The sequence below is a fragment of the Moorena sp. SIO3E8 genome, from assembly GCF_010692445.1.
GTDB classification, from domain to species: Bacteria; Cyanobacteriota; Cyanobacteriia; order Cyanobacteriales; family Coleofasciculaceae; genus Moorena; species Moorena bouillonii.
This window is the reverse complement of the sequence record NZ_JAAHHM010000054.1, coordinates 20,234-44,729: the sequence shown is the minus strand read 5'-3', so window position 1 is coordinate 44,729 and position 24,496 is coordinate 20,234. Positions and strand designations below refer to the sequence as shown.

Sequence of the window (24,496 nt, the reverse complement as noted above, 5' to 3'; positions counted from 1 at the left end):
AACCCAAGGTCAAACTTATTGTTGCTCCTTTTCCTGACCGACAAAAGGGTCAGTCTGAGTTTTTCTTCAAGCCTTTTTCCTCAACCCCCTTGACAATTGGCATACAGGCTTAAGTTGTCACCGATGGGGTTAGGGTGGGATATGAGTCAGTTTTGGACTCATGGTTTGCTCTCGGTAACAGTGTTGAGTTTACCAGCAATTGTGCCACTATTGGCTCAAGGAATAATGGTAGGATTTTATCAGGTAAAAGAAACTCGTAAGCCAAGTTATTTTGTAAAATTAGCTTATGGATATTTACCTTTAGTGTTAGCTGGTAATTTGGCTCATTATTGGCGGCTTGGTTTAGGAGAAGGGGGAAGGATTTTACCGGTAATGTTTGCCACCTTTGGATTGAGTGGTGAAGGATTACCTGTGTTGGTCGCCCATCCAGCAGTAATTGCGTTCTTGCAGGGAACTACGTTAATTTCAGGAGTACTTTTATCTCTGTTCTTAACTCAGAAGATAGGGCGTCAACCGTTTAGTTTGTTATTACCACACCATGTGAGTACGATAGTTTTAGGGATTAGTTTGTGGTGGATTATTGTGGGATTTTGATATTAAGATTCTATAGGATATGCGATTGGCCGTAGGCCACGCTACGCGATTAGCCCAAAGGGCTACGCTACGCGAACGTACTCCAGTCAAAGTCACGTAAAGGTCACGGTAACAGGTCTTGCACAGTCAAGGAACCAATAGGAGAGCCATCGATTAGAACAGACAGTTGTTCGGAGGGTTTGTAATCTTGACGTTGCTGATAGGTTGGCGTTGTAGCTAGATCAATGGGTTGGGTATAAACTTCGAGTTGCTTGTCGATCAGATTGACAATCCAATACACTGAAATACCTGCGCGAGCATAGATGCGTTTCTTTAAGGTTCGGTCTCGTTCTAGGGTGGAGTCGGCAATTTCAACCACTAAAGCTAGGTCTGAAGCACCAGGATGGCGGTCAAGATAATCGCGAGTATCGCCTTTAACAATCACGATATCTGGTTCTGGCTCACTATTTTCTAAAGTAATTGGTTCTTGTGCATCTACGTACCATCCGTTTGGAATAATCGCTTCCAGTGTATTCCGAGTCAGTTTGGTAGAGGCACAATGTGGTGGATTTTTCGGCATTTTAGGAATTAGCCACCCTTCCAGCAGTTCCACTGGGTCATCTTCGCCCAGGATACCCCAGCGAATCATCTGATGGTATTGTTCAACCCTAAAGCGCCAGACCGGTTCAGTTGGTACAGCTAAAGGCTGTCCAAGGTTTTTTCCCCTCGATTGAGTAGAGACAGACACAAGGTTACGACTTCTTGTTTTTGCCTTTTATCGTAGCATTGCAAAGCCTAGGAGATAGCCCCAGAGGTGATTGGGTGATAGGGTGTGCTAGTTGATTAAAATGTGTAGCACTATTTTGGACAATCAGTATATACTAAAGCCACTGACACCAGATAAATTATCTCGGGGTCCCTAGAAAAATGCCACAACTCAAAACTAAAACTCTACTGACCCTGGAAGAATTTCTGGCAATGCCTTCAACCGATGTAACCTATGAATTAGTTGAGGGGGTTGCAGTACCGAAAATGTCTCCTAAACGTTTTCATGCTAGGGTAACTGGTGCTTTATATACACTTTTGGATCAGTGGTGTCAGGAAAAGGGTGAAGTCAATCCAGAGTGGGCAATAGTCTTGCAACGTCACGGTCAAGACTGGGTACCTGTGCCTGATTTAACCTACATTTCTGTTCAACGTCTGCCCTCAGAAGTGGTAGAAGATGAGGCTTGTCCAGTACCTCCAGAGTTAGCCATTGAAATTATCTCACCAGGACAAACCTTTGGGCAATTAGCCGAGAAAGCAACCGATTATTTAGAAGCAGGAGTATTGCGAGTTTGGGTTGTTGATCCTCAGGCGAGAAGTATCACAGTTTTCTATCCAGATGCGCCACCACGGACTTATACCAAAGCTGCGCTGATCACTGACTCGCTTTTTGAAGGGTTGGAACTTACTCCTCAGCAAGTGTTTGGGAAAGCGAGGTTACCTCAGAAGGGTTAATGAGTCAGAATAAATAAAATTTATGTTGTTGAAATAAGCACAGTTATAAGAGTTTAACCAATAAAATAACTAAAAATTATTAGTTTAGTGATGTTCCCTCTACCCACACTATTACCCCTGTTACCTATTTCCTATTCAACAATTATGGATTAATTGTTAATTGCCCAGGAGCAATTAACAATTAACAAACTGAACTCAAACTACCCGATAGAGAAAACTTAAAGTTGCCCAAGTATTAACATCCAAGGCGTAGGAATCAGCACTTATAGTGAGGGAAGAATCTAGGGAATTTGCACTAGCATCGTGTATGTCTTGCAGCACCGCCTGGGCTACGTCCAAGGGGTTAAACAAATCATCAATTGGTGCTCCGATTCCGCGACGAGATGGCACAGCATCGAGAGCTGTACCGGCTTGAGTAAAGGGGGAGCGACTGCAAATCAGTTGCATTTCCACCAGTCCACTAGGACCTGAGACAATCCCACCAACGGAAGCTACGGCTGATGGCAGGGTTAGAGTTTCCCCAGGAGCAATGACGGCATCTTTGATAGATGGAGCGTTTTCTGAAGTCTGTGATGTCTGCAAAAATGGCAGTTCATATAGTGCGATCGCATTGCCACTGGTATTAAACCCTAATAGCAAGAAATAGACCGGTTGATCACCGTAGTTTTCGATCTGATAATGGAGACGACTCCCTACCGGCAAAATAGGAACACCTGCTTCTGCCACAGTTTTTGTCAACTCAGCCTGAGATTTAGCTTCACCCTCACCTACCAAATCTACCCGTGAGGAGGAAGCAGTCCGTAATGTTTCCAGTTGCATCACTAGCTTTTGCTCTGGTTCAATCATCTCCAGGGATACCCTAATACCTAGACCTGAAGACCCCTCATTAGCAGTTAAACGCAGCAATTTTCCTGCCAGCAAGGTTTTCAATTTACCAGACAATGCCATAGCTGCTGACTTCACAGCTACCCCAGCTTCCCCAACTCCATTGGGTATGGGTTCACCATCGAGATAGAAGATTCCATAGCCCCCTCCCCCAGCATTTTTGAAAGAGAGTGCTTTCCCAAACAAGTAATCAGAAGGTTGTTCCCCTGCTTGCACTATCGATGCAGTAGAGATACTAGAAAAGGCACTGGTAGCATCTACTCGCTCAATTCGTTCTAGGTTCCCATCCAGAGCTACCGTTAGACCAATATTACGGGGTAACACCCGGACCGCTTCTTGCACCAGCTGCCCAACTTGTAGCTGATTGTTATTATCAGTACTACCACCAATAAATTTTGCCTTAGCCGTCAGACCATCTTTAGAGGTTATTTGTAGTTGAGAGACTCCCGAGTTAGCACCGGCTTCCAATACAGACAATACAGAATTGTTGCTATAGTTATCCACAACTGTTGCTGGTAATCCTGCTAACCACAACTGTGCAGTTTGACCATTATCTTCCACGGCAGTGACCACACCATCCGCTCCCATGCTAGGGTCAGGGGGCAAATAATAGGTAGGTATTGGCTCAAGACTACTTTGACCCCCTAGCCTTGGCTGTTGTTGTGTACCTGTCAGTTGATTAACCATCACACCAGCGTGAGTCAGGCTCACCTGACTTGTCGTTGTTGGTATTGCCTGCCACAGATACTGAGTAAGAGCATAGGTAAATAAGCCAGCACTGAAACCATTCCATTTCGCCTCCATGGCGATTTGATTTGGTTCAGCAGCCATTAGAAGCATACCTGCCATCGGATTCATCGCTCCAGGCACAATCGAGACGGATTGCCGGTTTACCATCCCTTGCCCAGAATCCTGTATCCGCCGCCGCAGTTGCTCTTGAAAAGCTAGTTCATTCCGACTAGCTTCTTTGGCTGGTGGGTTAGTACTAGAGCGTACCTTAATATTTCCTTGGAGGACGCTATCAGCTACCGTGTGGCTAGTATCAAGTACTGTAGTGACTTGGTCAGTGGCTAGCGATCGCAATAGCAAAACTAACGTTTCTTCCAGTAAATCGTTGGCTACCTTGGGTTTTTTTTTGGTCAGGCTCCCATCTACTGGAACCAAGCTATTTTGAAGTGCAACAGACTTATCGGTTTGATACCCTTGAGATAGCTTGACCTGGCTACCGAAGCCACTGAAGTGGAAGACTACCACGTCACCTGGTTTCGCTTGCTCCGTCAGATGTTCAATAAAAGCCGTTTCTATATTTTCTCGGGTCGCTTGGTCATCGTTAAGTATAAGTATATCCTTCGGATTGAACCCAAACCGATGAATCAATAGTTCTTGTTGTAGTTCTACATCAGTAACACAGCCATCCAATAGTGTGCTACGAGGATACTTGTTGATACCCACTAGTAGGGCTAACTTTCGCCCAAGGGGTTGTGCTAATACTTGGAAGTAACGGTCTATTCCAGGAACAGCTAAACCACTATTCCCTAGGAGGGATAGTATTGTTTCACTGACTCCTAATGTTGCCAATCCCAAACTAGCTTTTTGCAGAAAAGTCCGGCGATTAAGTCCCATATCCGCGCTTCAGCTTTCAGATTTCAGCTATCAGCCTACCAGGATTGGCGCTCCCACGGCCACAAGCCGTGGGATTCCCAGTTGAGCTAGTTCACTAGTTCACTAGTTAAAGGTTTAACGCGATGGACTTCGTCCCGCTTTGCTGCGAAGCGCGTGGCCGAAAGGCCAAGGTTACAGCTTGAAGGTTATTTGGTTGAAGGTTGAAGGTTGTTCGCGTAGCGTGGCCGAAAGGCCAAGGTTGAAGGTTATGTGGTTACAGGTTACAGGTTACAGGTTGAAGGTTATGTGGTTACAGGTTACAGGTTACAGGTTGAAGGTTATGTGGTTACAGGTTTAAGGTTACAGGTTTAAGGTTACAGGTTTAAGGTTACAGGTTACAGGTTACAGGTTACAGGTTTGGAATATAACCGCCTAACCAAATAACCAAATAACCAAATAACCGCTTCACCTCCAACCTTCAACGGTCTAAACTCCAACCTTCAACGGTCTAACCTCCAACCTTCAACGGTCTAACCTCCAACCTTCAACAGTCTAACCTTCAACCTTCAACGGTCTAACCTTGGCCTTTGGCCACGCTACGCGAACAACGGTCTAACCTTGGCCTTTGGCCACGCTACGCGAACAACGGTCTAACCTTGGCCTTTGGCCACGCTACGCGAACAACGGTCTAACCTTTAAGTGCTCTCGTGCATTGCCTTAGCCAGTTCTGCTGCCACTTCAGGTCGGGAAAATTCCGGTGGTGGTAACTCTCCCTCACGCAGCATTTTCCGTACCTTAGTACCGGATAAATGAATCCTCTGCTCTGGTGTACTTGGACTAGTCTTGGCAGTAGCCATACCCTGGGTGCGAGTGCAGTAGAAAGCGTGCTCAAACCTCATCGGCATGATCCCCAACTCACCTGGCTCAAACTCACCAAAAATGTGTTGGGCATCATAGGTGCCATAATAGTCTCCCACTCCAGCGTGATCCCGTCCTACAATAAAATGGGTACAGCCGTAATTCTTCCGTACCAAAGCATGGAAAATTGCTTCTCGCGGGCCAGCGTAACGCATGGCAGCAGGGTTAATTGCCAGAATCACTCGGTTATTGGGAAAATAATTCTCCAACATGATTTCATAGCAACGCATGCGCACATCGGCTGGGATGTCGTCGCTTTTAGTAGCACCGACTAAGGGATGAAGGAATAGACCGTCTACGGTTTCTAGAGCGCACTTGATGATATATTCATGAGCCCGATGAATGGGATTACGGGTTTGGAAACCTACCACTGTTTTCCAACCCCGTTCCGAGAACATGGCTCTCGATTTTTCTGGATCGATTTGGTAGGTGGGAAACTGGGGATGGGGTAACCGTTCCAGTAACCATACCGCACCAGCTAAATTAATCTCTCCCTGGTCATACACAACTTTCACACCAGGATGCTTGTCTTCATCAGTGCGGTAAACTTGCACTGCTTCATGGGTTTTGTCGTAAGAATATTTTTCTGTCAGTTCTAATACACCAATAAAGCGACCACTGCTATCATCCAAACGGACTAACCCCCCCTCTTGCAGAGGAGCAGCTACTTCAGATGTAACCGAGAGGGTGATTGGAACTGACCACGGTAGGTTATTGGCTAGACGCATCCGGTCTACCACTGATTGGTAGTCTTCTTTGGCCATGAAGCCAGTCAGGGGACTAAAGCCACCGATAGCAATCATTTCCAGGTCGCTGACAGCCCGTTTATCTAGTGTAACTCTGGGCAGAAATTCAGCTTTCTCCAAAAATTCCTGCCGTTGTTCGGGTGTAGCAACACGGTTGACCAGTTGACCACCGTGAGCTGGGATAGTTTGTGAAGGATGGCTTAACACCGGGCTTTGCATACTCTAGGAATAATAATTAGATTCTACAATTGTCTCAAGAATTGTCTCAAGATACGACTCCCACTTCAAAGCGTGTAGGTGGGGTGCTTTAGTTAAGGTATAAAGATTATGCTTCAAGTACTAGAAATATAATTTAACTCTTCCAGCTTTTTGATAACTTTGTCCACACTTTCTGATAATTCTTCTTTGTCAGTGCGACATTCTACCTCCGGATTTAATGGTGGCTCATAGGGGTCATCAATACCAGTAAAACTCTTAATTTCTCCAGCACGAGCTCGTTTGTAAAGTCCTTTGACATCTCGGCCTTCGCAAACGTTTAGGGGAGCATTAACATAAACTTCTACAAAGTCACCAATCCGTTGCTTGACCTCCTCTCGAATTTCACGGTAAGGGGAGATCGCAGATACCAGGACAATAACTCCATTGCGGGTTAAAAGATGGGCAACAAAGCCAATGCGGCGAATGTTTGTATCCCGGTCTTCTTTACTAAATCCGAGTCCTTTAGTTAAGTTCTGACGGACGATATCCCCATCCAAGACTTCCAGCTTGCATCCTTGGGCGTTTAGTTTTTCTTCTAATGCCTTAGTAATAGTGGTCTTTCCCGCACCACTAAGACCAGTTAACCATACTGTAACACCACGATGTTCCATGAACTCTATTTACCTCCTAGATTTTTTGTTGACATGACGTGGATTTGGTGTGGACAGGCTATTGGTATTTCACCTGAACACCAAACTCAACTTCCTATTCGTAAGTCCTATTGCCTTTAGTCTCGGCTCATTTATAACAGATATCGCCCTTCGGTGGGATGCTTTTGATATCCCCCAGCTTAAGGTAGTAGAACGAGTCGGATTAGGCTCGAATTATTTTCTCTCAAATCCCTGATATTGGATTACCCTGATGGCAAGTTAATGGGAGTTTTTGCCCTTTTTCAAGGCTAACCTTCTGAAAGTCTATTAACCAGATTAACTCATCTGCCCTAAGTATTGCTGATAACCTAACTCATCCAGCAATGCTTGCTTTTCCATCACTGATTCCGCTAAATTCTGGCGATACTGCTGCACTCTCTCTAGTAATTCCGGCTGATGAGTGCCCAAAATCTGCACTGCTAACAATCCTGCATTCTTGGAATTACCAATTGCTACAGTAGCGACGGGAATTCCTCCAGGCATTTGAACAATGGAGTATAGGGAATCAATACCCTTCATTTGACGACTAGACACTGGGACTCCAATCACAGGCAAGGGTGTTAGAGCCGCCACCATACCAGGCAGATGAGCCGCCCCCCCAGCACCAGCGATAATAACCTTGAGTCCACGCTTGTGAGCGTCTTGGGCATAATTTACCATCCGTTCAGGGGTGCGATGGGCAGACACAATCGCTACTTCCCAAGGAACACCAAAGTCTTCACATACTGCGATCGCATTTTGCATGGTGGGCAAATCGGAATCGCTGCCCATAATAATCCCAATTAACGGTTGGTTATTGGTCATGAATCATGTTTGATGGTAGATGAATTAGACTTCGCCACATTCCCTAATGACTCTAGATATTATCAATGCTCGTGTCCCTAGTTACGAGGGTTTACAGAATATTCACATTAATGATCATGGAATTATTGAAGCGATCGCACCCAACCTAGAAACTCTTCCTAAGCTAGAAACTCTTCCTAACCCGGCTATCCTTGACGTTGATGGGGATTGGGTGTCCCTAGGGGGTGTGGATTTGCAGATTAATGGGGGGCTAGGCTTAGCCTTCACCGATGTGGATTTTCACCACATCCCTTTACTCCAGGACATTTGTCAATTCCTTTGGCATCATGGTGTGGATCAGTTTTTACCCACTCTGGTAACTACCTCGATCGAGAAGATTCAGCGTACGCTTTCTGTCTTTGCTGAATTTATCCCTTCCCAACCTTACCAGACCCCAAGCGCCCGCATCTTGGGTGTTCATCTAGAAGGGCCTTTTCTCAATCCCCAAAAACGGGGAGCTCATCCTGTTGAGTATCTATTACCACTTACTATTGAAAATGTCAAGGAAGTTTTGGGAGACTATGGTGACCTAGTTAAGCTTATTACAATAGCGCCAGAGTTAGATAGCATTGGTGAGGTGATTCCGTATTTGCGATCGCGCAACATAATCGTTAGTCTCGGTCACTCCCAAGCCACAGCAGAGCAAGCCCAAAGCGCCTTTGAAGGCGGGGCATCCATGGTAACCCATGCCTTTAATGCTATGCCAGGACTCCATCACCGCAAACCAGGATTACTGGGAGCTGCCCTAGTTACTCCCGGTGTCCAGTGTGGACTAATTGCCGATGGTCAGCACGTCTGTTCCACCATGATCCAACTGCTGCTTCGTGCTGGGGGTTATCAACAAGGGATTTTTCTAGTTAGCGATGCCCTAGCACCAATAGGATTACCCGATGGCGTCTATCCCTGGGACACCCGCCAGATAGAGGTCAAAGACGGGACAGCACGGCTAGCAGATGGGACATTATCTGGGACAACCTTGCCCTTATTGGTAGGAGTAGAGAATTTAGTCGAGTGGGGGATTTGTAGCGTTGAGAATGGCATTGCCCTCGCAACGGTTTCCCCTCGCCAAGCCATGGGTTTGCCAACCCTAAGCATTGGTCAACCAGCTCAGTTATTACGCTGGCATCTGGATGAGGAAACATCAAAGCTGAATTGGCAGCGTTTGTAGTCTCACTCTTCCGACTCCCGACTCCCTACTCCCGACTCCCTACTCCCTACTCCCTACTCCCGATTCACTACAGGGAAATTAATAAAACTTAAACAATCAAGTCAACGGATAAGCCTAATTGAGTAGTACGCTGTAGAACTAGAGCGTAAGGTAAATTTTTTTATGGCAGAACTAAAACGTGGTGCAAAAGTTCGGATTAAAAGAAAAGAATCCTACTGGTATGGCGATGTGGGAACTGTGGCTAGTGTAGACAAAAGTGGTATCAAATACCCAGTGATTGTCCGCTTTGATAGGGTAAACTATACTGGCTACAGTGGTAGCGCCTCTGGGGTGAATACCAATAACTATGCAGAGAGTGAAGTGGAAGTAGTTGGTTAACCTAACCAGACTCGGGAATTTGAGTTCCTGCTGTCTGTAGAGTGCTAAGTTAACACGCTTGCACTCACCATTGATCAACTAAAGCACTCAACCGTGCCGGAACTACCAGAAGTTGAAACAATTCGCCTGGGTCTAAATCAAGTGACTACAGGCCAGGAAATCCAGGGTGGAGAGGTGTTACTATCGCGCACCATCGCCCACCCTATTTCTCCGAAAGATTTTTTAGCCCAACTCAAAACTGTCACCATTAGTGATTGGCATCGACGGGGCAAATACCTACTCGCTAAACTAACCAAGTCAGACGCTGATCAGGCCGGTTGGTTAGGTGTTCACCTCCGAATGACTGGTCAACTGCTATGGTTAAGTCAAGACCAGCCTCAGCCAAAACACACGCGAGTGCGATTGTTTTTCCCAAACAACCAGGAGTTAAGGTTTATCGACCAACGCACTTTTGGTCGAATGTGGTGGATTCCGCCATCCCAATTACCAGAAACCATTATCACTGGTTTAAAGCAACTCGGACCAGAACCGTTTTCCCAGGAATTTTCTACAGATTACCTAGTTAGTAAGCTACATCACCGCCAACGCGCGATTAAAACCGCCTTGCTCGATCAATCCCTGGTAGCAGGAATAGGTAATATCTATGCCGATGAAGCATTATTCTTGAGTGGTATTCGACCAGAAACCCTTTGTAAAGATTTGGGGTTAGAGCAGATCGACAAGCTGAGCATCGCGATTATCCAAGTATTGCAAAAAGCGATTGAGTCTGGTGGTACCACGTTTAGTGATTTTATCAACGTCCAGGGAGTAAATGGCAACTATAAGGGGATTGCCTGGGTTTATGGTCGCACCGGAGAACCCTGTCGTATCTGTAGCACCCCCATCCAGCGAACCAAATTAGTCGGTCGCTCAGCTCACTTTTGTCCGAACTGTCAACGTTGATCAGCCTGGGAAGTGTCGGAAGTGTCGGAAGTGTCGGAAGTGTGGGGAGATGGGGAGATGGGGAGATGGGGAGATGGGGAGATTTTTATTAAGGGTAATTATCGGTTCTCATAGTAATAAGGTAAACAAGATTTTTTCCCTGTTCCCGACTCCCAATTCCCGATTCCCGATTCCCGATTCCCAATTCCCTGTTCCCGATTCCCGATTCCCGATTCCCGATTTCTCATTCCCCCGATACAATAGAAGAGGAAAGACAAAAGAGATTTTATGGCTGGGAAAATTAAAAAGGGAGTATTGGTTCGGGCTATCCAAGCCCAGTTAGAAGGTAGCCTGGAAGCAAAAGCAAGTGACCCCCGCTTTCCCCCTTATCTGTTTGAAACTGATGGGGAAATTGTTGATATCAAGGGGGATTATGCCCTGGTAAAATTTGGTCGGGTACCCACCCCGAACATTTGGTTACGTATTGACCAGTTGGAAATCTCGTCTTAAAGATTAGGGAGTAGGGAACGCGCACCTTAGGGATTAGGGAGATGGAAAGAATTATTCCGAAAAATATTGTATAATTAAATACATATTTATAATTCTAAGTAACGAAATTACATACTCGCCCCAATGTTCACAAACCTATCCTTGTGAGCTGTGGCACCTATAGCTGCCTAAATCCCCCAAACTTGGGGGAGTTCCAGCAAAAGCGATTGGCCGTAGGCCACGCGGGGCGCGAACGCATTTTCACTCACCCCTTCCGATCATGGTACCCTATCCCAACTCCCCAATTGCTTGCCACGACAACCGTGTATCCGTAATCGGTGGTGGTAGAGTAGGGAGCACCCTTGTCCAACGGATTGCTGAGAAAAATCTGGCCGATGTCGTACTCCTGGATATTAAACCAGGTATGCCCCAAGGCATTGCTCTCGATTTAATGGAGGCCAGGGGGATAGAAGGTCACGATTGCCAGATTATCGGAACTAATGACTATGCTGATACTGCTGGTTCCGATGTGGTGGTGATTACCGCAGGAAGTCCCCGGAAACCAGGAATGAGTAGGGATGACCTCCTACAGATCAATTCCAAAATTGTGGTGGAAGCGGCTAAAAATGCGATCGCAAAATCCCCAGATGCCATGATAATCGTGGTCACCAATCCCCTCGATGTGATGACCTACCTAGCCTGGCAAGCTACTGACTTACCACCCCATCGGGTCATGGGCATGGCAGGGGTGTTGGATTCTACCCGATTCAGGACATTCATTGCCATGGAAAATGGTGTATCCGTTGCGGATGTCAATGCTGTAGTGCTTGGAGGCCATGGGGACTTAATGGTGCCACTACCACGCTACTCTACCGTTAGTGGTGTTCCCATCACCGAACTGATGACACCAGACCGGATAGAAGCCCTGATTGAACGGACTCGTCGAGGCGGAGCAGAAATTGTAGAACTGATGCGCACTGGCAGTGCTTATTTTGCCCCAGCATCCTCCGCCTGTTTGATGGTACAAGCAATATTACACAACCAATCCCGCCAAATCACCGCAGCTGCCTACCTTCAGGGTGAATATGATTTGGAAGATATTTTTATAGGGGTACCCACCCGATTGGGGTGTCGAGGCATCGAAAAAATTTTGGAATTAAAGTTGACAGATTATGAACTGTCCTCCCTCAAGATATCTGCTGAATCAGTTCGTGACAATATTAAAAAGGCACAAGGGATGCTGGGTCATTAAGAAGAGGGAGCAGGGAGCAGCGGATCTGGGAACAGGGAACAGGGAACAGGGAACAGGGAACAGGGAACAGGGAACAGGGAACAGGGAACAGGGAACAGGGAACAGGGAACAGGGAAGAAGTGATTTTCGATTAAGTTGGAATCTTTAAATACATTTTTGATCATTGTTATCGTACTTCCTGCTCTGTGTCTTGATGCAGTCGCTCATGAGGGAAACCACGGCAGTCGCTCATGGGGGAAACCACGGCAGTCGCTCATGGGGGAAACCACGGCAGTCGCTCATGGGGGAAACCACGGCAGTCGCTCATGGGGGAAACCACGGCAGTCGCTCATGGGGGAAACCCCCTTTGGCCGACTGCCTCCCCTTTGGCCGACTGCCTCCCCTTTGGCCGACTGCCTCCCCTTTGGCCGACTGCCTCCCCTTTGGCCGACTGCCTCCCCTTTGGCCGACTGCCTCCCCTTTGGCCGACTGCATCGCTTGACAACAACGATAGGTTGACAAGGTAAATTTTTATTACTGGATTAAACACTTCTGCAAAAAATCATCCTATTTCTTTCCTACTCCTCCCGATTCCCGATTCCCGATTCCCGATTCCCGATTCCCGATTCCCGATTCCCTGCTCCCTGCTCCCTCTTCCCTAAACTATAAATCATCAATTGGCGGCTATTATGTCTAATACCTTAAAAACTGGAGCAATTATCAAAGACCGCTATAAAATCTTAGGCGACTTAGGTCAAGGAACTTTTGGACGGACCTATCTCGCTGAAGATGCTAATCGCTACCAAGAGCGTTGTGTACTCAAAGAATTTGCTCCCCAACTTCAAAACAACTATGAGTTACAAAAAGCTCAAGAATTATTTGAGCGAGAAGCTGGGATGCTATACCAGCTCAGACATAACCAAATTCCTTGTTTTCGAGAGTTACTTAGAACCAGTATCGGTCGTAAAAATTATCTCTTTTTAGTACAAGACTATGTCGAAGGGTTAACCTATCACCAGCTGTTAGTCCAGGGTCAAAAGTTTAGGGAAGCAGATGTGATTAAACTGCTCCAAGACATCTTGCCAGTTTTAGATTATATTCATTCTAAGCAGATCATTCATCGGGATATTTCTCCGGATAATCTGATTAAACGGAATTCTGACAATAAGCCAGTATTAATTGACTTTGGTTGTGTCAAAGAAATGGTAACCACTGCCATTGTCCAATCAACCGGACACGTGATTGGAACTCAAGTGGGCAAACGGGGTTACTCCCCAGATGAACAGTTACGATATGGCAAAGCTGATGGCACTAGCGACCTTTACGCTTTAGCGGTAACTGCTTTAGTATTGCTAACCGGTAAACAGCCTCTAGACCTTTATGATAGTTATCACGCTACCTGGCTTTGGCAAGAGATAACTATTAGCCCCAGCTTCAAATCGGTGTTGACTAAAATGCTGGCTAATCTTCCTAAACAACGGTATCAGTCAGCCCAAGACGTCAGTGAAGCCCTAAAAACCGTAATTCCCCAGCCGGTAAGTAGCCAGCAGCCAACTAAGTTACCAAATAATATACCAAATAAACAACCAAATAACCTACCAACTAAGCTACCAAATAAACAACCAAATACACTATTTACCCAGATCGCTACCTTAGTTGCTGCTCCTGGTCAAACTATTAAAACAACCTTCACTGCTGTGCTAAATCGCAAACAGCAATCCACTAACCGTGAACTAAAGTTTTTTGGTCTTTCTATGTCCATTGCTTTATTAGTAGTGTTTGGAACGGTAGCAATAGCCAGAGGAGGATTTCCTACACCAAAATTCCCGAAAATCTCCTGGTCTTTGCCCTCTATACCATCATTGCCTTCTAAACCATCTGTGAGTAACACCGAGCAGCAACGGCAAAAGCAAATCTATCAGCGTTGCCTAGATTTGAACATTGATCCAGGGACTTTTTATCAGAAAGTTGATCAATTTTTTTATAGTACATATCCCCAATTAAAAGGAAAGACTCTTTCTGATCAAGAACAGGATGTTCAATTCCGGCAAGCTTGGTATCAAATTGCTGAAGAGTTACTGGATAATTTGGAACAAGAGGCTTATTTGAGTAATTAGATGTTTTGGTTGCTTCATTCTGGATCAATCCTATCCCAAAGCTCTGAAATAGGAAGTGCATTCCCTGTCATGGTTTCTTGCCATCCCTGACGAAAACTTTATTCTGTCGTATTCTGTGTAACACTCTTACGGAACAGACGAACTATCTGTAACAAATTTTGTAAGTATTCTTGGGGAGTTTGCTATATTTCTGTATAGCACTTGTTCCAGTATTTCTGTGGTAGTAGCGTTGTCAGCTACAAAATTTTGGTCTGTCATTATTGTATCTTGTTAGCAATACTCTGATTAATCTAACAGTAGATGTGGAGCTTTTTTTGCCGGAAGCTAATCACCAATCACTAATCTTCAACCCTAAAGTTAAGTTGATAATTAATCGGTTTAGAAGCTTGAGAAACTACCACAAACTCATAGAAACCAGATGCTGGCAGCTCCCCGATCCAGTCGCGTTTGCTTGAGTCTTCTAATAGGGGGGTCGTCTTACGGCTCGGAGCATAAACGGAAAACAAGGCATTTACATCGGTAGCCAGTCTTACTTCCATGACTTGACCACCAGAAAGTTTAGCAGTAAACGCTTGCCCGTCTCCTGGCTGGAGGGTTCCATTGACTTGTTGAACTCCGCCAGCAGCAAACTCAATGCGCTGTAGGGATTTTCCTGATGTCAACGCTTTGATCGTATCCCCAACAATTCCTTGCCACACCTGACCAATAGACTTATCGATAAACTTCTGACCCCGCTGATCGGGAAACTTATGAAAGAATTTAGAATCTGCAATATCATAAGCTGCACGGCTAGAAAGGCGCACCTGATTCACTTCCTGCTTCCAGCGAGTTAAATCTGCTGTCCCATAGCTTCCCAACCTTCCCCGTGCCGTCCGACTCAAATTGAGCAACTCAATCCGGGTCAATAGCTCAAATGCCAGCTTATCCCACTCTTCTCTTAACGGAGCATCCTGTGATCCATTGCCTAGCTGTCGTTTTTCTTGATTTGGGTACTTGTCCCAAAACGCCTCATTGACTAACTCAATGTAGAACTTTTCGTTAATCTCCAAATTGGCACGACGCTGATCTAGCAATTTCTTGCGGTTTTCCTCGTTCTTGGTAAACCAGTCGGGTGGCTTGATGTCCGGTTGATCGATGGGTGATTCCTTTGGTGAGGGTTCCCGCTCAGATATTGGGCGGAAGGTGAACCACCAATTGGTTGCCCAGAAGGTAAAGCCAAATACAGCAGCAGCTAAGACAGATACCAAAACCACCTTGCCAAGCCAGTCTAAAACGGTATTGTTCGTAAAAGTGGTTAATGGTCTTCCGGTAGCTGGCCTTGCTGGCTGGTTAACCGCTACTGGCTTGGAACCAGGGGCAACTGCTAAGGTCGGTTTAGTCTGAGGAGGTGATGAAGCTGATTGCGGGTCACTGGCAAATTGAAGGTGAGTGGTGAGGTCTCGCAGCACTTCTTTGGCATTTTGGTACCGTTCCCCTGGTCTCGGTTGAAGCATTTTATCGATGATACGACCTAGGGTAGGGCTAAGGCTGATCTCTTGCCGCCAGTTCCAGGTCAGGGTATTGGGGTCAATTATCTGCTGGGGTTCCTGACCAGTCACTAATACTAATATAGTTGCCCCTAGAGCATAGAGGTCACTGTGGGGAAAAACACTTCCTCCTTGCATCTGCTCTGGGGGAGCATAGCCAACTTTACCCAACCGAGTGATGATCGGCTTATTTTGACCAGCCACCTTTGACCCTAGGAACTTCGATGCCACATTTGCTGCTACCTCCTTGACACCTCCAAAGTCAATCAGCACTGGTAAACCATCGGTACTGCGCAAAATCAGATTATCGGGAGAGATATCCCGATGAATCACCCTCATAAAATGGATATATTCCAACACTGGCAGGATTTGGATCAGCAGTTGAGTCACTTCTGCTTCACTAAACCGGAGTCCCTGAGGTCGGCGAGCCTCCAGTAGAGCGCGGTAGGTTTGCCCCTCCACATAGTCCTGAACCAACAATAGGGTGCCTTTGTCCTGTTGTTGTACCTGAAACAACTCACGAAATTGAGGAATTTGAGGGTGTTGCAGTCGATAAAGAACTCCCGCTTCCCGCTCAAATAGTTCTTCTGCTTTTTGTAAGGCGTGGTTACCTTGAACTTGGGGGGCAAATTCTTTTAGCACACAAGGTTCATTAAAGCGGTTAAGGTCTTGAGCTAAATAGGTGCGTCCAAAGCCTCCGTGTCCCAACTCCCGGACGATGCGGTAGCGACCACCCAGAATCTTCCCAGTGTCAAAGGTTTTGGCTAAGGATGGCAGCATCTCACCACAAACCCGGCAAAACTTATTGTCATTGGGATTCTCATGTCCTTTACTACAATAGAGGGGCGTCATTCGATTTTGGATGTTGGATGTTGGATGTTGGATGTTAGATTTTTTCCCAGGGCTTGCTCCCGGAGACTTGACACAGTGGGTGCTGATTGCTCGACCTGTTGACTCAGTAGTTGAGGTTGACTCAGTAGTTGAGTAAGCATAGGTAGATTAGCTACTGTGCTATATATATAAAGATATATAGCATTTCCAAAATAGGGGAGATAAATTTTGGATTTTAATTTTGGATTTTCGTGAATCGGCAACAGGCAACAGGTAACAGGGAAAAAACCTTGTGTACCTCATTACTATGAGAAACGCTATATATCACTATATATATAACTAATCATCAAAAATGGGGGTTGGTAAGGGGAGAAACGGATACCCCTGTCATTTATGCGTGGGTTTGAAGTTACCGTAAGACAGTTGAGCCTTTACAAGCGACAGTCTGTGAGTCATAAGTTTAAGTTATATGAAATAAGGCTCAACTGTCTAAGGTTTCGTCTCCGAGGAGTTTCTCCCCTTACAGAAACAGCAGCTAGACAGTGCTTCTTTTGAACTAGAAGCTATAAGCATATCCGTCTTTCCTATGTACAATGCTGCAATATTTGTGACTGATTCCTTGTACCAGTCCGTGTTTAGTGGAGATATTGAATGAACCAGTTTTTCGAGTAGCTATTCTACCTGTGTAGGTTCCCACTTTCTTGCCTTTGGTTACAACGGCTTTGGCAATATCTCCAGTCTGAAACCCTTTGACAAACTTCCACCTTGGTACATAACGAGTGGGAAAGCCAAACTTGTTTGTTCTGCACATCTTACGAGTACCATGTCCTTTAGCTGAAATCAACAATGGCTGATAAACTTCGATGTACAAAGTATCGACTTTTCCAACATTGGCGGCATCTAACCAGTGTGTTTTTGGAAGGTTCTGCCGACATCGATTGTACTTAGTTAATCCACCTGACCCTGTTTCAATCGGCAAACCCAAGGCTTTTAATTCGTTATACAACTTCCATCTAGTTGAGTTGACGGCTGCCGCATCGACTAAAGGTCGTTTGGCTTGAGAAAGAATACGCTTTATAACATCAGGTTTACCAGATAAAAACTGTTCGATTTCCTGATTACCTTTGGTTTGATTGCACTTCCTACAAGCAATTGCTAGGTTACTTACTCGGTCAGAACCCCCCTTTGATTTAGGTTTGATGTGTTCGACCTCTAGTGGAGTATCAGTCACACCACAGTAAGCACATTTACGATTCCATTTGGAAAGTAGATATTCTCTAACTTCATATCCGTAGAGTGTGCCCTGCTGATACTCTGTTCCAGAAATCTCAGGGTTTTCCATCTTCTGAGTATCGAACCTAACTAATTCCTGAGAAATGCCAGTTATCGGACAAAATCGAGTAAGTTTTTTTACCCATGTGATAATATTATAAACTCTCGACATTAGACTGGGAGCTAACCAGCCATCAGGACGTTTACGATTAAGAAACCTTGGCTGTCGATAACGAGTTTTGCGGTTTCTACGAGAACGTCTCAACTGTCTACGTGAGGTTAAACCATCTCGAATTTGAAGACCTCTGTGGGTTAGTTCCGCACCCCAAACAACCACCTTTTCTTGAACAATTGCTAAACCTGTCGTTTGAGAACCAGGGTCAAGTTTGATCTGATGATTATGTGTCACACATTCCAATTCCTCCAAATCGCCCATGATGATTGTGAACGGGTATCTCCTAAAGACCTTAGCCCTTCCTTGTTTGAGCAAGATTCTAGCTCTAGCAGGCTGACATGGATCTAAAGGTTTTTTGTTTTTATCAAGTACAAAAACTCGCATAATGTGAGTATTCTCCTATTGCTAGGGTAAAGTTCGCTGCGCCAATGTTATCAGTCGGTACTTCCCAGATTGCACTTCCTTAACCTGATAAAGATGTTTAACAATCCGGTTCTAGAGCTTGAAACTAGCCTCGCATTTCAAGGTAGGAACTTTAACTCTTGCTGATAACGTAGTCCCTGACGGGACTTAGGCTGGTCAGGTAATGATTCACAAGCCCCCGGATTTATCCTTGGGGTTTGTTACTCCCAGGCTCCTGAATCCTGTTGAAGCGTTCCGCAACCTAATTGCTGAAATATGTCATCGACGTATAACCCAGTTTTCGCGGAGGTATAATAACTAGCTATCACTTGGTCTTCCTGCACAGTTTTTTTCTCTAACATTTGTTTCAATTGCTCCAATTTTTCTTGATCAACTAAGTCGGATTTATTTAAGGCAGTAATAATCACCCCTTTGGGATTGATGGATAAAAACAGATCGATATGATGAACAATGTGCTCAATGGTTTCAATGCGAGTTACATCAGCAACAATAATTGCACCCTGAGCCCCTTTTAAATATGTTGGTGAAATTCCCTTAAATTTAGTATGACCTTCTAAATCCCAAATCATCAATTTTAGATTCAGCAGTTCTGATCGGGTGTCATCCTTAAATTTTAGGATTTTGCGGGAAATTTTCACTCCAACTGTTGAAAGATATTGGTCGCTAAACACACCCTCCACAAATCGGCGGATTAGGCTAGTTTTGCCCACACCAAAGTCTCCAACTAGGCAAATTTTTCGATCAATAGTGGACATTGTTACTGGTTGCTGACAACTGGTTTGAACTCTCCAATGGATAAATCACGGGGGATTGTAAACGGTTGTTACAAGATGGGCATGGAGCCAAATCTGAACAGGTTTACGGTATGATTTATTCAGCGGACTTGAATACCTATTGCTCACCGACCGTATGTTCCCAGACAGCAGTATAGTTTTAGCATTAGTGATCTATTGCAGTAGTTGGCTCACCTCCTGATTCCAGATTTAATAAACAAAGGAATAAAGTCCATAACTTGTTGTTATCTCCTGGCTCAACCAAAGGCGCTTTCAATTGGGTTTCTCGGTAAACTGATCAAATACGACACATCGATTTAACCATAGCGGTTGACTAGCATCAACATCTGGCGGTCCTTTGCCAACCCCACGAACTTCCAGTCGATTGGGATCAATGCCTTGCTGAACAAGCACATCTTTTACCTTTTGGGCTCGTTGTTGTGCTAATCCCTGATTTTCGGTAAGTTTATCCCTAGGATCGGCGTAGCCGATTATCCTCAGGTGCTTTTGAGGATAGCGCTCCAGGAATTCCTTAATTAATCGAATTTTAGTGCCTATATCCTCTGGTTTCAACTTGGCTGAACCAAGATCAAAGTAGATCCGGCTGGTAAGGTCTAATCCTTGAAGTTGTAAATTGTTCTCGACCGACTTGACACCAGGAATGTTCTCAAAGGCTTGGATAATCTTAGGAAAATCCTGAGCATAAAGTACGGCTCCGTTTACTGTGACCTTGCCTTGTGTATAGTGGGCTAAAATTACAACCCCATCCATTTGATTCAAGGTGTTGCTCACCCGTTGGACTTGAGCTTTGGTTAACTGCTCAGTATAGGGGAGTTCGATCACCTCAATTCGATTATCCAACACTAATTTAGGAGCCGCAGCTTTGGCAATTTGCTCGACGTTTGAGCGCATAGCCTGATTCGGTAGCTGTCCAGCTAGCTTTAGTATCTGGCGATTGGCTTTAACTGTTAAAGCATAATCAGCCACTTCTGGGGCATAATAGGCGAGGGCAAGTTGAGTTTTTTGCTCAATGCGACGGTTTATTCTAGCCCTATGCTGATAAATTCCCCCAAATACAGCGATTAAACCCAGAAGCCCCAAGCCAAGCACCAATAAGCCTGGCGGTTTCTTGCCTTTTTTCGGATTTTCCTGAGTATCACGAAGTCCTTCACTAACGGATTGATCTAATAAATTTTGTAAAATTTCCTTGACTCCCACCGGGATAGTTGTAATATCCCCATCAAAAGACCTGATCGGTTTACCATAATGGGTAATAATAGTTTTTAGGCTTTCCCGCAACTGATGAATGAACTGGTGGGTGGGTTCCCCTTGAACTACCACTGCTAGGTAGCAGTATCCCTCTACTTCCAGGATGATCTTGGATGTACCATAGTCAATAGCATCGATTTCTGCCACATCCCCAGACTGAGCGATACAGTCATTGACAAAGCTACGGATAGCGGTGAGCATCCCTGCTACCATATCTGACTCTAGATGCTGGCTGTCAGAGGGTTGTACCTCGGCAATCACTAAACCAGAGTGTTTATGAATCAAAAAGATAGCTCGCGCCTGAAATAGCATCACCTCCCGAAACAGCAGTTCTGCTTCAGAAACGCCCTGCACCTTAGCGCGAATCTTGCGCATCATTCCTTCAAAGCTGAGGGCATTTTCCAGCTTCTCATTGATAGCTCGGATTTCTTCTGCTAAGTATGTGGAAATGGTACTGCCAATGACCGGATACAGAGCATTGACCATGGCCTCTGGCTTAATTCTAATCTGTTGCCGGATCGCTACTGCCATTTCTGGTGCGATCGCAAACCCAACTTCCTGTGGGCACTTCTCGATGCAGGAGGAAATAGCTATTGGAACTGCGGGAGCGATCGCTTCTCCCACACCCTCTTTATCCTGTTGAGTTCTGTGGCCAATGACTTCATCAATGATGGGAGTCAGGGAATCGGTCACCGAGGTACTGAACTGAGCTACCGTGAGATCCAGCAGCTTAGCCATCACTGGTAGCAATAGATTAATCAATTCTTGAGGTTGATCAATCTGATGCTCAAGCTTGCCTTGTCTGTGGGCTAGGGTTTCTATCTGGTCACGAAACTGTGACATTTCTGGAGATATCACCAGTTCTTGCAAAATCTCAGCCAAGGTGTCTAATTCCTCGGAGGTGTCCCGATCAGACTGTGATGGGAGGTCTTGGTTGCTTTCTGTGGCTTCGGATTGGACTAAATTCTCAGCTAATACTGGATCTTCGGAATTTTGAGGCATTTGCCGCAGATGCTCCTTTGGTGTAGGAAGCTGTGGTGATGGGCTCTGATCGGGAAAAACTTTGACACCGAAGGATTGGGGTTGATCCCTTTCTTGAGCTAATGGTTCTTTCTCCTGAACCCTAGACGGGAGGCTGTTAATACCATGGTCGATTTGAGGTTCAATAGCTCGAACCTCAAAGTCACCGGATGAATGGGATTGTTCAATCGTGTCTGCCTGATCAGAGGTGATCCCTTGCTGCTCAGAGTTACAGTGTTGGCTAGGTTGATCCGTCTGATCAATAATTTTTAGGTCAGCGAGTAAATTCAGCAAATCCTTCAACTCGTCTTCTTTACTCGAATTGACCTCAATTGACTCTGAAATATAATTTTCCGGCTGATGCTTCTCAGCCGGATTTTGGTTTGAAAATGCCACTGGTGGCTATCCGTTACTATTTAACCTTTTGCAAAAATCAGCGATGCTCTGAAAGAGCCGCTACGCGAACGCACCTTGATTTAAAACTAATCTTAGCGAGAAAATCAAGTTAATTTTTGTGGCTGGCATTGGAGGACTGTGCCAAGTCTATTCCAAAGTCTGAGTTTGCTTGATTAACTGGAGATGCTCGTCATCATTAGTAGCAGTTTTCTCCATGACCGTACCATTATGACCTTTGGTCTGTGGTAACCCAGACCACCCATCACTAGCTTCTTTGAGTGCTGGAACCAATTCAGTCCCTTTGAGCCTCAAACCCAACTCTAACAACATGTCTCCGAGATCTGCTTTCGAGGCTTTGGCATCTTTGATCTGTGCAAATTTAGTTTCCAGCTCGGCCAAGATCTGCTTTCTGAGATTGATCACATCTTGCTGATGCTGTTCTTTAGTTTCTGAAAGTTCCTTCTTTAGGGAGGTTGACTGCTTGTAGACTGTCTCGTCGAGCACCTCAATACTCTTAGAAAACTTTTTGTTGAGCAGCTCAACCCGCTCCTGAATCTCATTCCTCTCTTCGGCTGCAGTTAAACTAAGAGTACTTATTTTTTTTTCCAGGGAATCTACAGCAGCAGCCATTTCTTTTGAGAGAGTCGTTTTGATCTGCTCAACGCGATCGCGTATTTCCTGCTGCCACATGGATAAGTCAGACTCTATCTTCGTGAAGCGAGTATCATACTCTCGCAGGTTAGAACCTATTATTATATCACGTATCTTCTCAAGATTTCCCAGTCTTTCCCGCATTTCTGCTTTATTGATTCCATCCATGACCATAAAACTCAAATAAACAATAAACACTGAACCATAAACAATTACTAGCTTGCCTTGAATTCAAGGAGCGATGCAGCGCGGTCTTGGGGGTTTCCCCCATGAGCGACTGCATCAAGACAGCGTGCCATTTATCTTATCAATCAGATGCTGCTGTCAACCGGAACCGTTGTGTGACAAACATCTTGAGCCGCATCACTAACCAGACAAAATACCTAAAACCTATTACCATTAGCTTACAGCCAAGACTTTTAATCCTCTGCACCAAGGATTTCGCCTTGACCGAGTAGGGGGTTGGTAAGGGCAAACTGGAAGCTTGTGGGATTTATGCATGGGGATAAAAGTTCTCTGTTATATCAAGTCCGGTTGAATATCCATCAATCTTGAAGATTGATCGGGAGATAGGCATATCGCCAGATCAGGCAGATTTTTATGAGAGTTTGAATCAAAATCCCCGTTGATACCATATCAACGGGGATTGGTTACTCTTCGCTTTCGATTTCGGCTAAAGATTTCCAGCCTGCTTGCCACAAGCCAGGATCTTTCAGCTGTTTAGCATTTAGCCAAAAACGAACATTCGGGTCACAAGAAGCCACCATTTCAGCAAACACCCACTTTCCTTGGTTTTTACGATTGACCACTTGGAAATGCCGCCAGCCCCAAGTTTTCTGTTTAGCTGTCCATTTTGAACCCACAAGATGAGGGAATTTTTGTTTTTGAGCCATTTCCTCTATGGTCTGATCATCAAGCTTGAGCGTGGTGAGTGCGTTCGTAGGGAAAAAATTTTCGTTCTTTGTTGGTTATACGTAAAAGTTATACCTAGAAGATTGAGACTGTGACACCTTGCACTCACACTGGGTTTTCAGAATTGACCCAAGGAGCGACAATCCCTGCGATTCTCCTTTGGATACACTACGTGAACGCATAATTGTTGATAAAAGTTTCTCTAGTTCTACTCAAAACATATTACTCACACCAGCAGACAGATAGTTTAAATCTGTTGCAGACCCACAAAGTCTGTCTGGTTCTATTTTCACACTGAGTAGTCAAAACTTAGCACTACGAAGAGAGTTTACGCTTTGCCAGTAGACGTGCGGCTAGGATACCGCCGATAAAACCAAATAAATGTCCTTGCCAAGATACATGGGGCTGTGAGGGTAAGACACCCCAAACTAAACCACCATAGAGGAAGCCGACTAGAATTGATAGAAAAATTGAGGGTAGGTTTCTTTCAAAGAAGCCTCTAAATAGCAGAAAACCTAGATAGCCAAAGATCAGCACACTTGCCCCAATGTGAACTGAATTGGGAGCGCCCAACAGCCAAACCCCAAGACCACCTACCAGCATGGTGATGGTGGTAACGACGAAAAAGTCGCTAGTTTCTTGCAACATTACAAACCAGCCTAGGACAAGAAAAGGTATAGTGTTGGAAATCAGATGAGAAAAACCGCCGTGGAGAAAAGGGGCAAATAAAATACCCCGCAGCCCAATCGGGTTACGGGGGAGGATGCCATATAGATCAAGTTTCCTTCCAAAAATGAATATATCCACCAGCTCTACAATCCACATCAGAGCGACCCATCCACCGAGGATAATTGCCTGAGTTTGTAACTCACTGGTTATTGATTGTTTTTCCTGCCTAGTCATCGTTGATCAGTTTATGGTGAACAATAATATCGAAACCAATAGACAAATACCGACATTGGCTTACTT

General features: G+C 45.2%; 25 protein-coding genes. 10 read left to right on the top strand and 15 right to left on the bottom strand.

What is annotated here, in order from left to right:
- The first annotated feature begins 96 nt into the window (after positions 1 to 96).
- On the top strand, positions 97 to 594 hold the full coding sequence (locus tag F6K46_RS21680) for a hypothetical protein (protein WP_293117334.1): 498 nt from the start codon (positions 97 to 99) through the stop codon (positions 592 to 594).
- Between the two features lie 103 nt (positions 595 to 697).
- On the opposite strand, the gene F6K46_RS21675 is transcribed toward F6K46_RS21680, so the two are convergent.
- Positions 698 to 1,321 carry a Uma2 family endonuclease gene (locus tag F6K46_RS21675; RefSeq protein ID WP_293054773.1) on the bottom strand — a complete coding sequence of 208 codons (624 nt, stop codon included), beginning with the start codon at positions 1,319 to 1,321 and terminating at the stop codon, positions 698 to 700.
- Between the two features lie 179 nt (positions 1,322 to 1,500).
- Between F6K46_RS21675 and F6K46_RS21670 the strand changes: the two genes are divergently transcribed.
- A complete protein-coding gene (locus F6K46_RS21670; protein ID WP_293054772.1) occupies positions 1,501 to 2,073 on the top strand; it encodes a Uma2 family endonuclease in 573 nt (190 codons plus the stop codon).
- 195 nt (positions 2,074 to 2,268) lie between these two features.
- On the opposite strand, the gene F6K46_RS21665 is transcribed toward F6K46_RS21670, so the two are convergent.
- The 4 genes from F6K46_RS21665 to purE all read right to left on the bottom strand — a co-directional run bounded on the left by F6K46_RS21665 (position 2,269) and on the right by purE (position 7,936).
- Positions 2,269 to 4,581: a caspase family protein gene (locus tag F6K46_RS21665; RefSeq protein WP_293054771.1), complete on the bottom strand. Its 2,313-nt coding sequence runs from the start codon at positions 4,579 to 4,581 to the stop codon at positions 2,269 to 2,271.
- A gap of 674 nt (positions 4,582 to 5,255) precedes the next feature.
- Complete coding sequence (gene sat / locus F6K46_RS21660) at positions 5,256 to 6,443, bottom strand: sulfate adenylyltransferase (protein WP_293054770.1); 1,188 nt, start codon at positions 6,441 to 6,443, stop codon at positions 5,256 to 5,258.
- Between the two features lie 113 nt (positions 6,444 to 6,556).
- The gene (gene cysC / locus F6K46_RS21655) at positions 6,557 to 7,093 is read right to left on the bottom strand and encodes an adenylyl-sulfate kinase (protein WP_075897202.1); all 537 of its coding nucleotides are present in this window, start codon (positions 7,091 to 7,093) and stop codon (positions 6,557 to 6,559) included.
- Between the two features lie 315 nt (positions 7,094 to 7,408).
- Positions 7,409 to 7,936: a 5-(carboxyamino)imidazole ribonucleotide mutase gene (gene purE / locus F6K46_RS21650; RefSeq protein WP_293054769.1), complete on the bottom strand. Its 528-nt coding sequence runs from the start codon at positions 7,934 to 7,936 to the stop codon at positions 7,409 to 7,411.
- Positions 7,937 to 7,982: 46 nt separating this feature from the next.
- Here purE and nagA point away from each other — a divergent pair, with 46 nt between their 5' ends.
- The 6 genes from nagA (at position 7,983) to mdh (ending at position 12,183) form a co-directional block, all read left to right on the top strand.
- Positions 7,983 to 9,143, top strand: a complete 1,161-nt coding sequence (nagA, locus tag F6K46_RS21645; protein WP_293054768.1) for an N-acetylglucosamine-6-phosphate deacetylase — start codon at positions 7,983 to 7,985, stop codon at positions 9,141 to 9,143.
- A 162-nt stretch (positions 9,144 to 9,305) separates the two neighbouring features.
- Positions 9,306 to 9,521, top strand: a complete 216-nt coding sequence (locus F6K46_RS21640; protein ID WP_075897196.1) for a photosystem I reaction center subunit IV — start codon at positions 9,306 to 9,308, stop codon at positions 9,519 to 9,521.
- A 93-nt stretch (positions 9,522 to 9,614) separates the two neighbouring features.
- Positions 9,615 to 10,463: a DNA-formamidopyrimidine glycosylase gene (locus F6K46_RS21635; protein ID WP_293054767.1), complete on the top strand. Its 849-nt coding sequence runs from the start codon at positions 9,615 to 9,617 to the stop codon at positions 10,461 to 10,463.
- Positions 10,464 to 10,512: 49 nt separating this feature from the next.
- Complete coding sequence (locus F6K46_RS21630; protein WP_293054766.1) at positions 10,513 to 10,785, top strand: hypothetical protein; 273 nt, start codon at positions 10,513 to 10,515, stop codon at positions 10,783 to 10,785.
- Positions 10,731 to 10,952, top strand: coding sequence for an NAD(P)H-quinone oxidoreductase subunit O (locus F6K46_RS21625; protein ID WP_075897190.1), 222 nt, complete (start codon positions 10,731 to 10,733; stop codon positions 10,950 to 10,952). The genes F6K46_RS21630 and F6K46_RS21625 overlap by 55 nt, the downstream gene beginning before the upstream one ends.
- A 259-nt stretch (positions 10,953 to 11,211) precedes the next feature.
- Complete coding sequence (gene mdh / locus F6K46_RS21620) at positions 11,212 to 12,183, top strand: malate dehydrogenase (RefSeq protein ID WP_293054765.1); 972 nt, start codon at positions 11,212 to 11,214, stop codon at positions 12,181 to 12,183.
- Here the strand turns inward: mdh and F6K46_RS21615 are convergent.
- Positions 12,180 to 12,347: a hypothetical protein gene (locus tag F6K46_RS21615; RefSeq protein ID WP_293054764.1), complete on the bottom strand. Its 168-nt coding sequence runs from the start codon at positions 12,345 to 12,347 to the stop codon at positions 12,180 to 12,182. The two genes, mdh and F6K46_RS21615, sit on opposite strands and share 4 nt — an antisense overlap.
- Positions 12,348 to 12,376: 29 nt before the next feature.
- Here F6K46_RS21615 and F6K46_RS21610 point away from each other — a divergent pair, with 29 nt between their 5' ends.
- Complete coding sequence (locus F6K46_RS21610; protein WP_293117331.1) at positions 12,377 to 12,664, top strand: hypothetical protein; 288 nt, start codon at positions 12,377 to 12,379, stop codon at positions 12,662 to 12,664.
- Between the two features lie 187 nt (positions 12,665 to 12,851).
- Positions 12,852 to 14,279, top strand: coding sequence for a serine/threonine-protein kinase (locus F6K46_RS21605; protein WP_293054762.1), 1,428 nt, complete (start codon positions 12,852 to 12,854; stop codon positions 14,277 to 14,279).
- Positions 14,280 to 14,617: 338 nt separating this feature from the next.
- Here the strand turns inward: F6K46_RS21605 and F6K46_RS21600 are convergent, their stop codons facing one another.
- From F6K46_RS21600 to F6K46_RS21560, 9 genes are all read right to left on the bottom strand, one after another.
- A complete protein-coding gene (locus F6K46_RS21600) occupies positions 14,618 to 16,657 on the bottom strand; it encodes a serine/threonine-protein kinase (protein WP_293054761.1) in 2,040 nt (679 codons plus the stop codon).
- The gene (locus F6K46_RS21595; RefSeq protein WP_198953964.1) at positions 16,654 to 16,797 is read right to left on the bottom strand and encodes a hypothetical protein; all 144 of its coding nucleotides are present in this window, start codon (positions 16,795 to 16,797) and stop codon (positions 16,654 to 16,656) included. Before F6K46_RS21595 ends, F6K46_RS21600 begins: the two co-directional genes overlap by 4 nt.
- 395 nt (positions 16,798 to 17,192) lie before the next feature.
- Positions 17,193 to 18,467 carry an RNA-guided endonuclease IscB gene (gene iscB, locus F6K46_RS21590; protein ID WP_293054760.1) on the bottom strand — a complete coding sequence of 425 codons (1,275 nt, stop codon included), beginning with the start codon at positions 18,465 to 18,467 and terminating at the stop codon, positions 17,193 to 17,195.
- Positions 18,468 to 18,706: 239 nt separating this feature from the next.
- On the bottom strand, positions 18,707 to 19,261 hold the full coding sequence (locus tag F6K46_RS21585) for a Rab family GTPase (protein WP_075897178.1): 555 nt from the start codon (positions 19,259 to 19,261) through the stop codon (positions 18,707 to 18,709).
- 291 nt (positions 19,262 to 19,552) lie between these two features.
- Complete coding sequence (locus tag F6K46_RS21580; protein ID WP_293054759.1) at positions 19,553 to 21,964, bottom strand: OmpA family protein; 2,412 nt, start codon at positions 21,962 to 21,964, stop codon at positions 19,553 to 19,555.
- A 147-nt stretch (positions 21,965 to 22,111) separates the two neighbouring features.
- The gene (locus tag F6K46_RS21575; RefSeq protein ID WP_075897174.1) at positions 22,112 to 22,783 is read right to left on the bottom strand and encodes a hypothetical protein; all 672 of its coding nucleotides are present in this window, start codon (positions 22,781 to 22,783) and stop codon (positions 22,112 to 22,114) included.
- Entirely contained in the window at positions 22,767 to 22,898 is a 132-nt protein-coding gene (locus F6K46_RS21570) for a hypothetical protein (RefSeq protein WP_293054758.1), read from the bottom strand. Before F6K46_RS21570 ends, F6K46_RS21575 begins: the two co-directional genes overlap by 17 nt.
- A 367-nt stretch (positions 22,899 to 23,265) precedes the next feature.
- Positions 23,266 to 23,508 (bottom strand): TIGR02450 family Trp-rich protein, encoded by a 243-nt coding sequence (locus tag F6K46_RS21565; RefSeq protein WP_008181697.1) that lies wholly within the window; start codon positions 23,506 to 23,508, stop codon positions 23,266 to 23,268.
- Between the two features lie 334 nt (positions 23,509 to 23,842).
- Positions 23,843 to 24,430, bottom strand: coding sequence for a rhomboid family intramembrane serine protease (locus tag F6K46_RS21560; RefSeq protein ID WP_075897172.1), 588 nt, complete (start codon positions 24,428 to 24,430; stop codon positions 23,843 to 23,845).
- Positions 24,431 to 24,496: the final 66 nt, after the last annotated feature.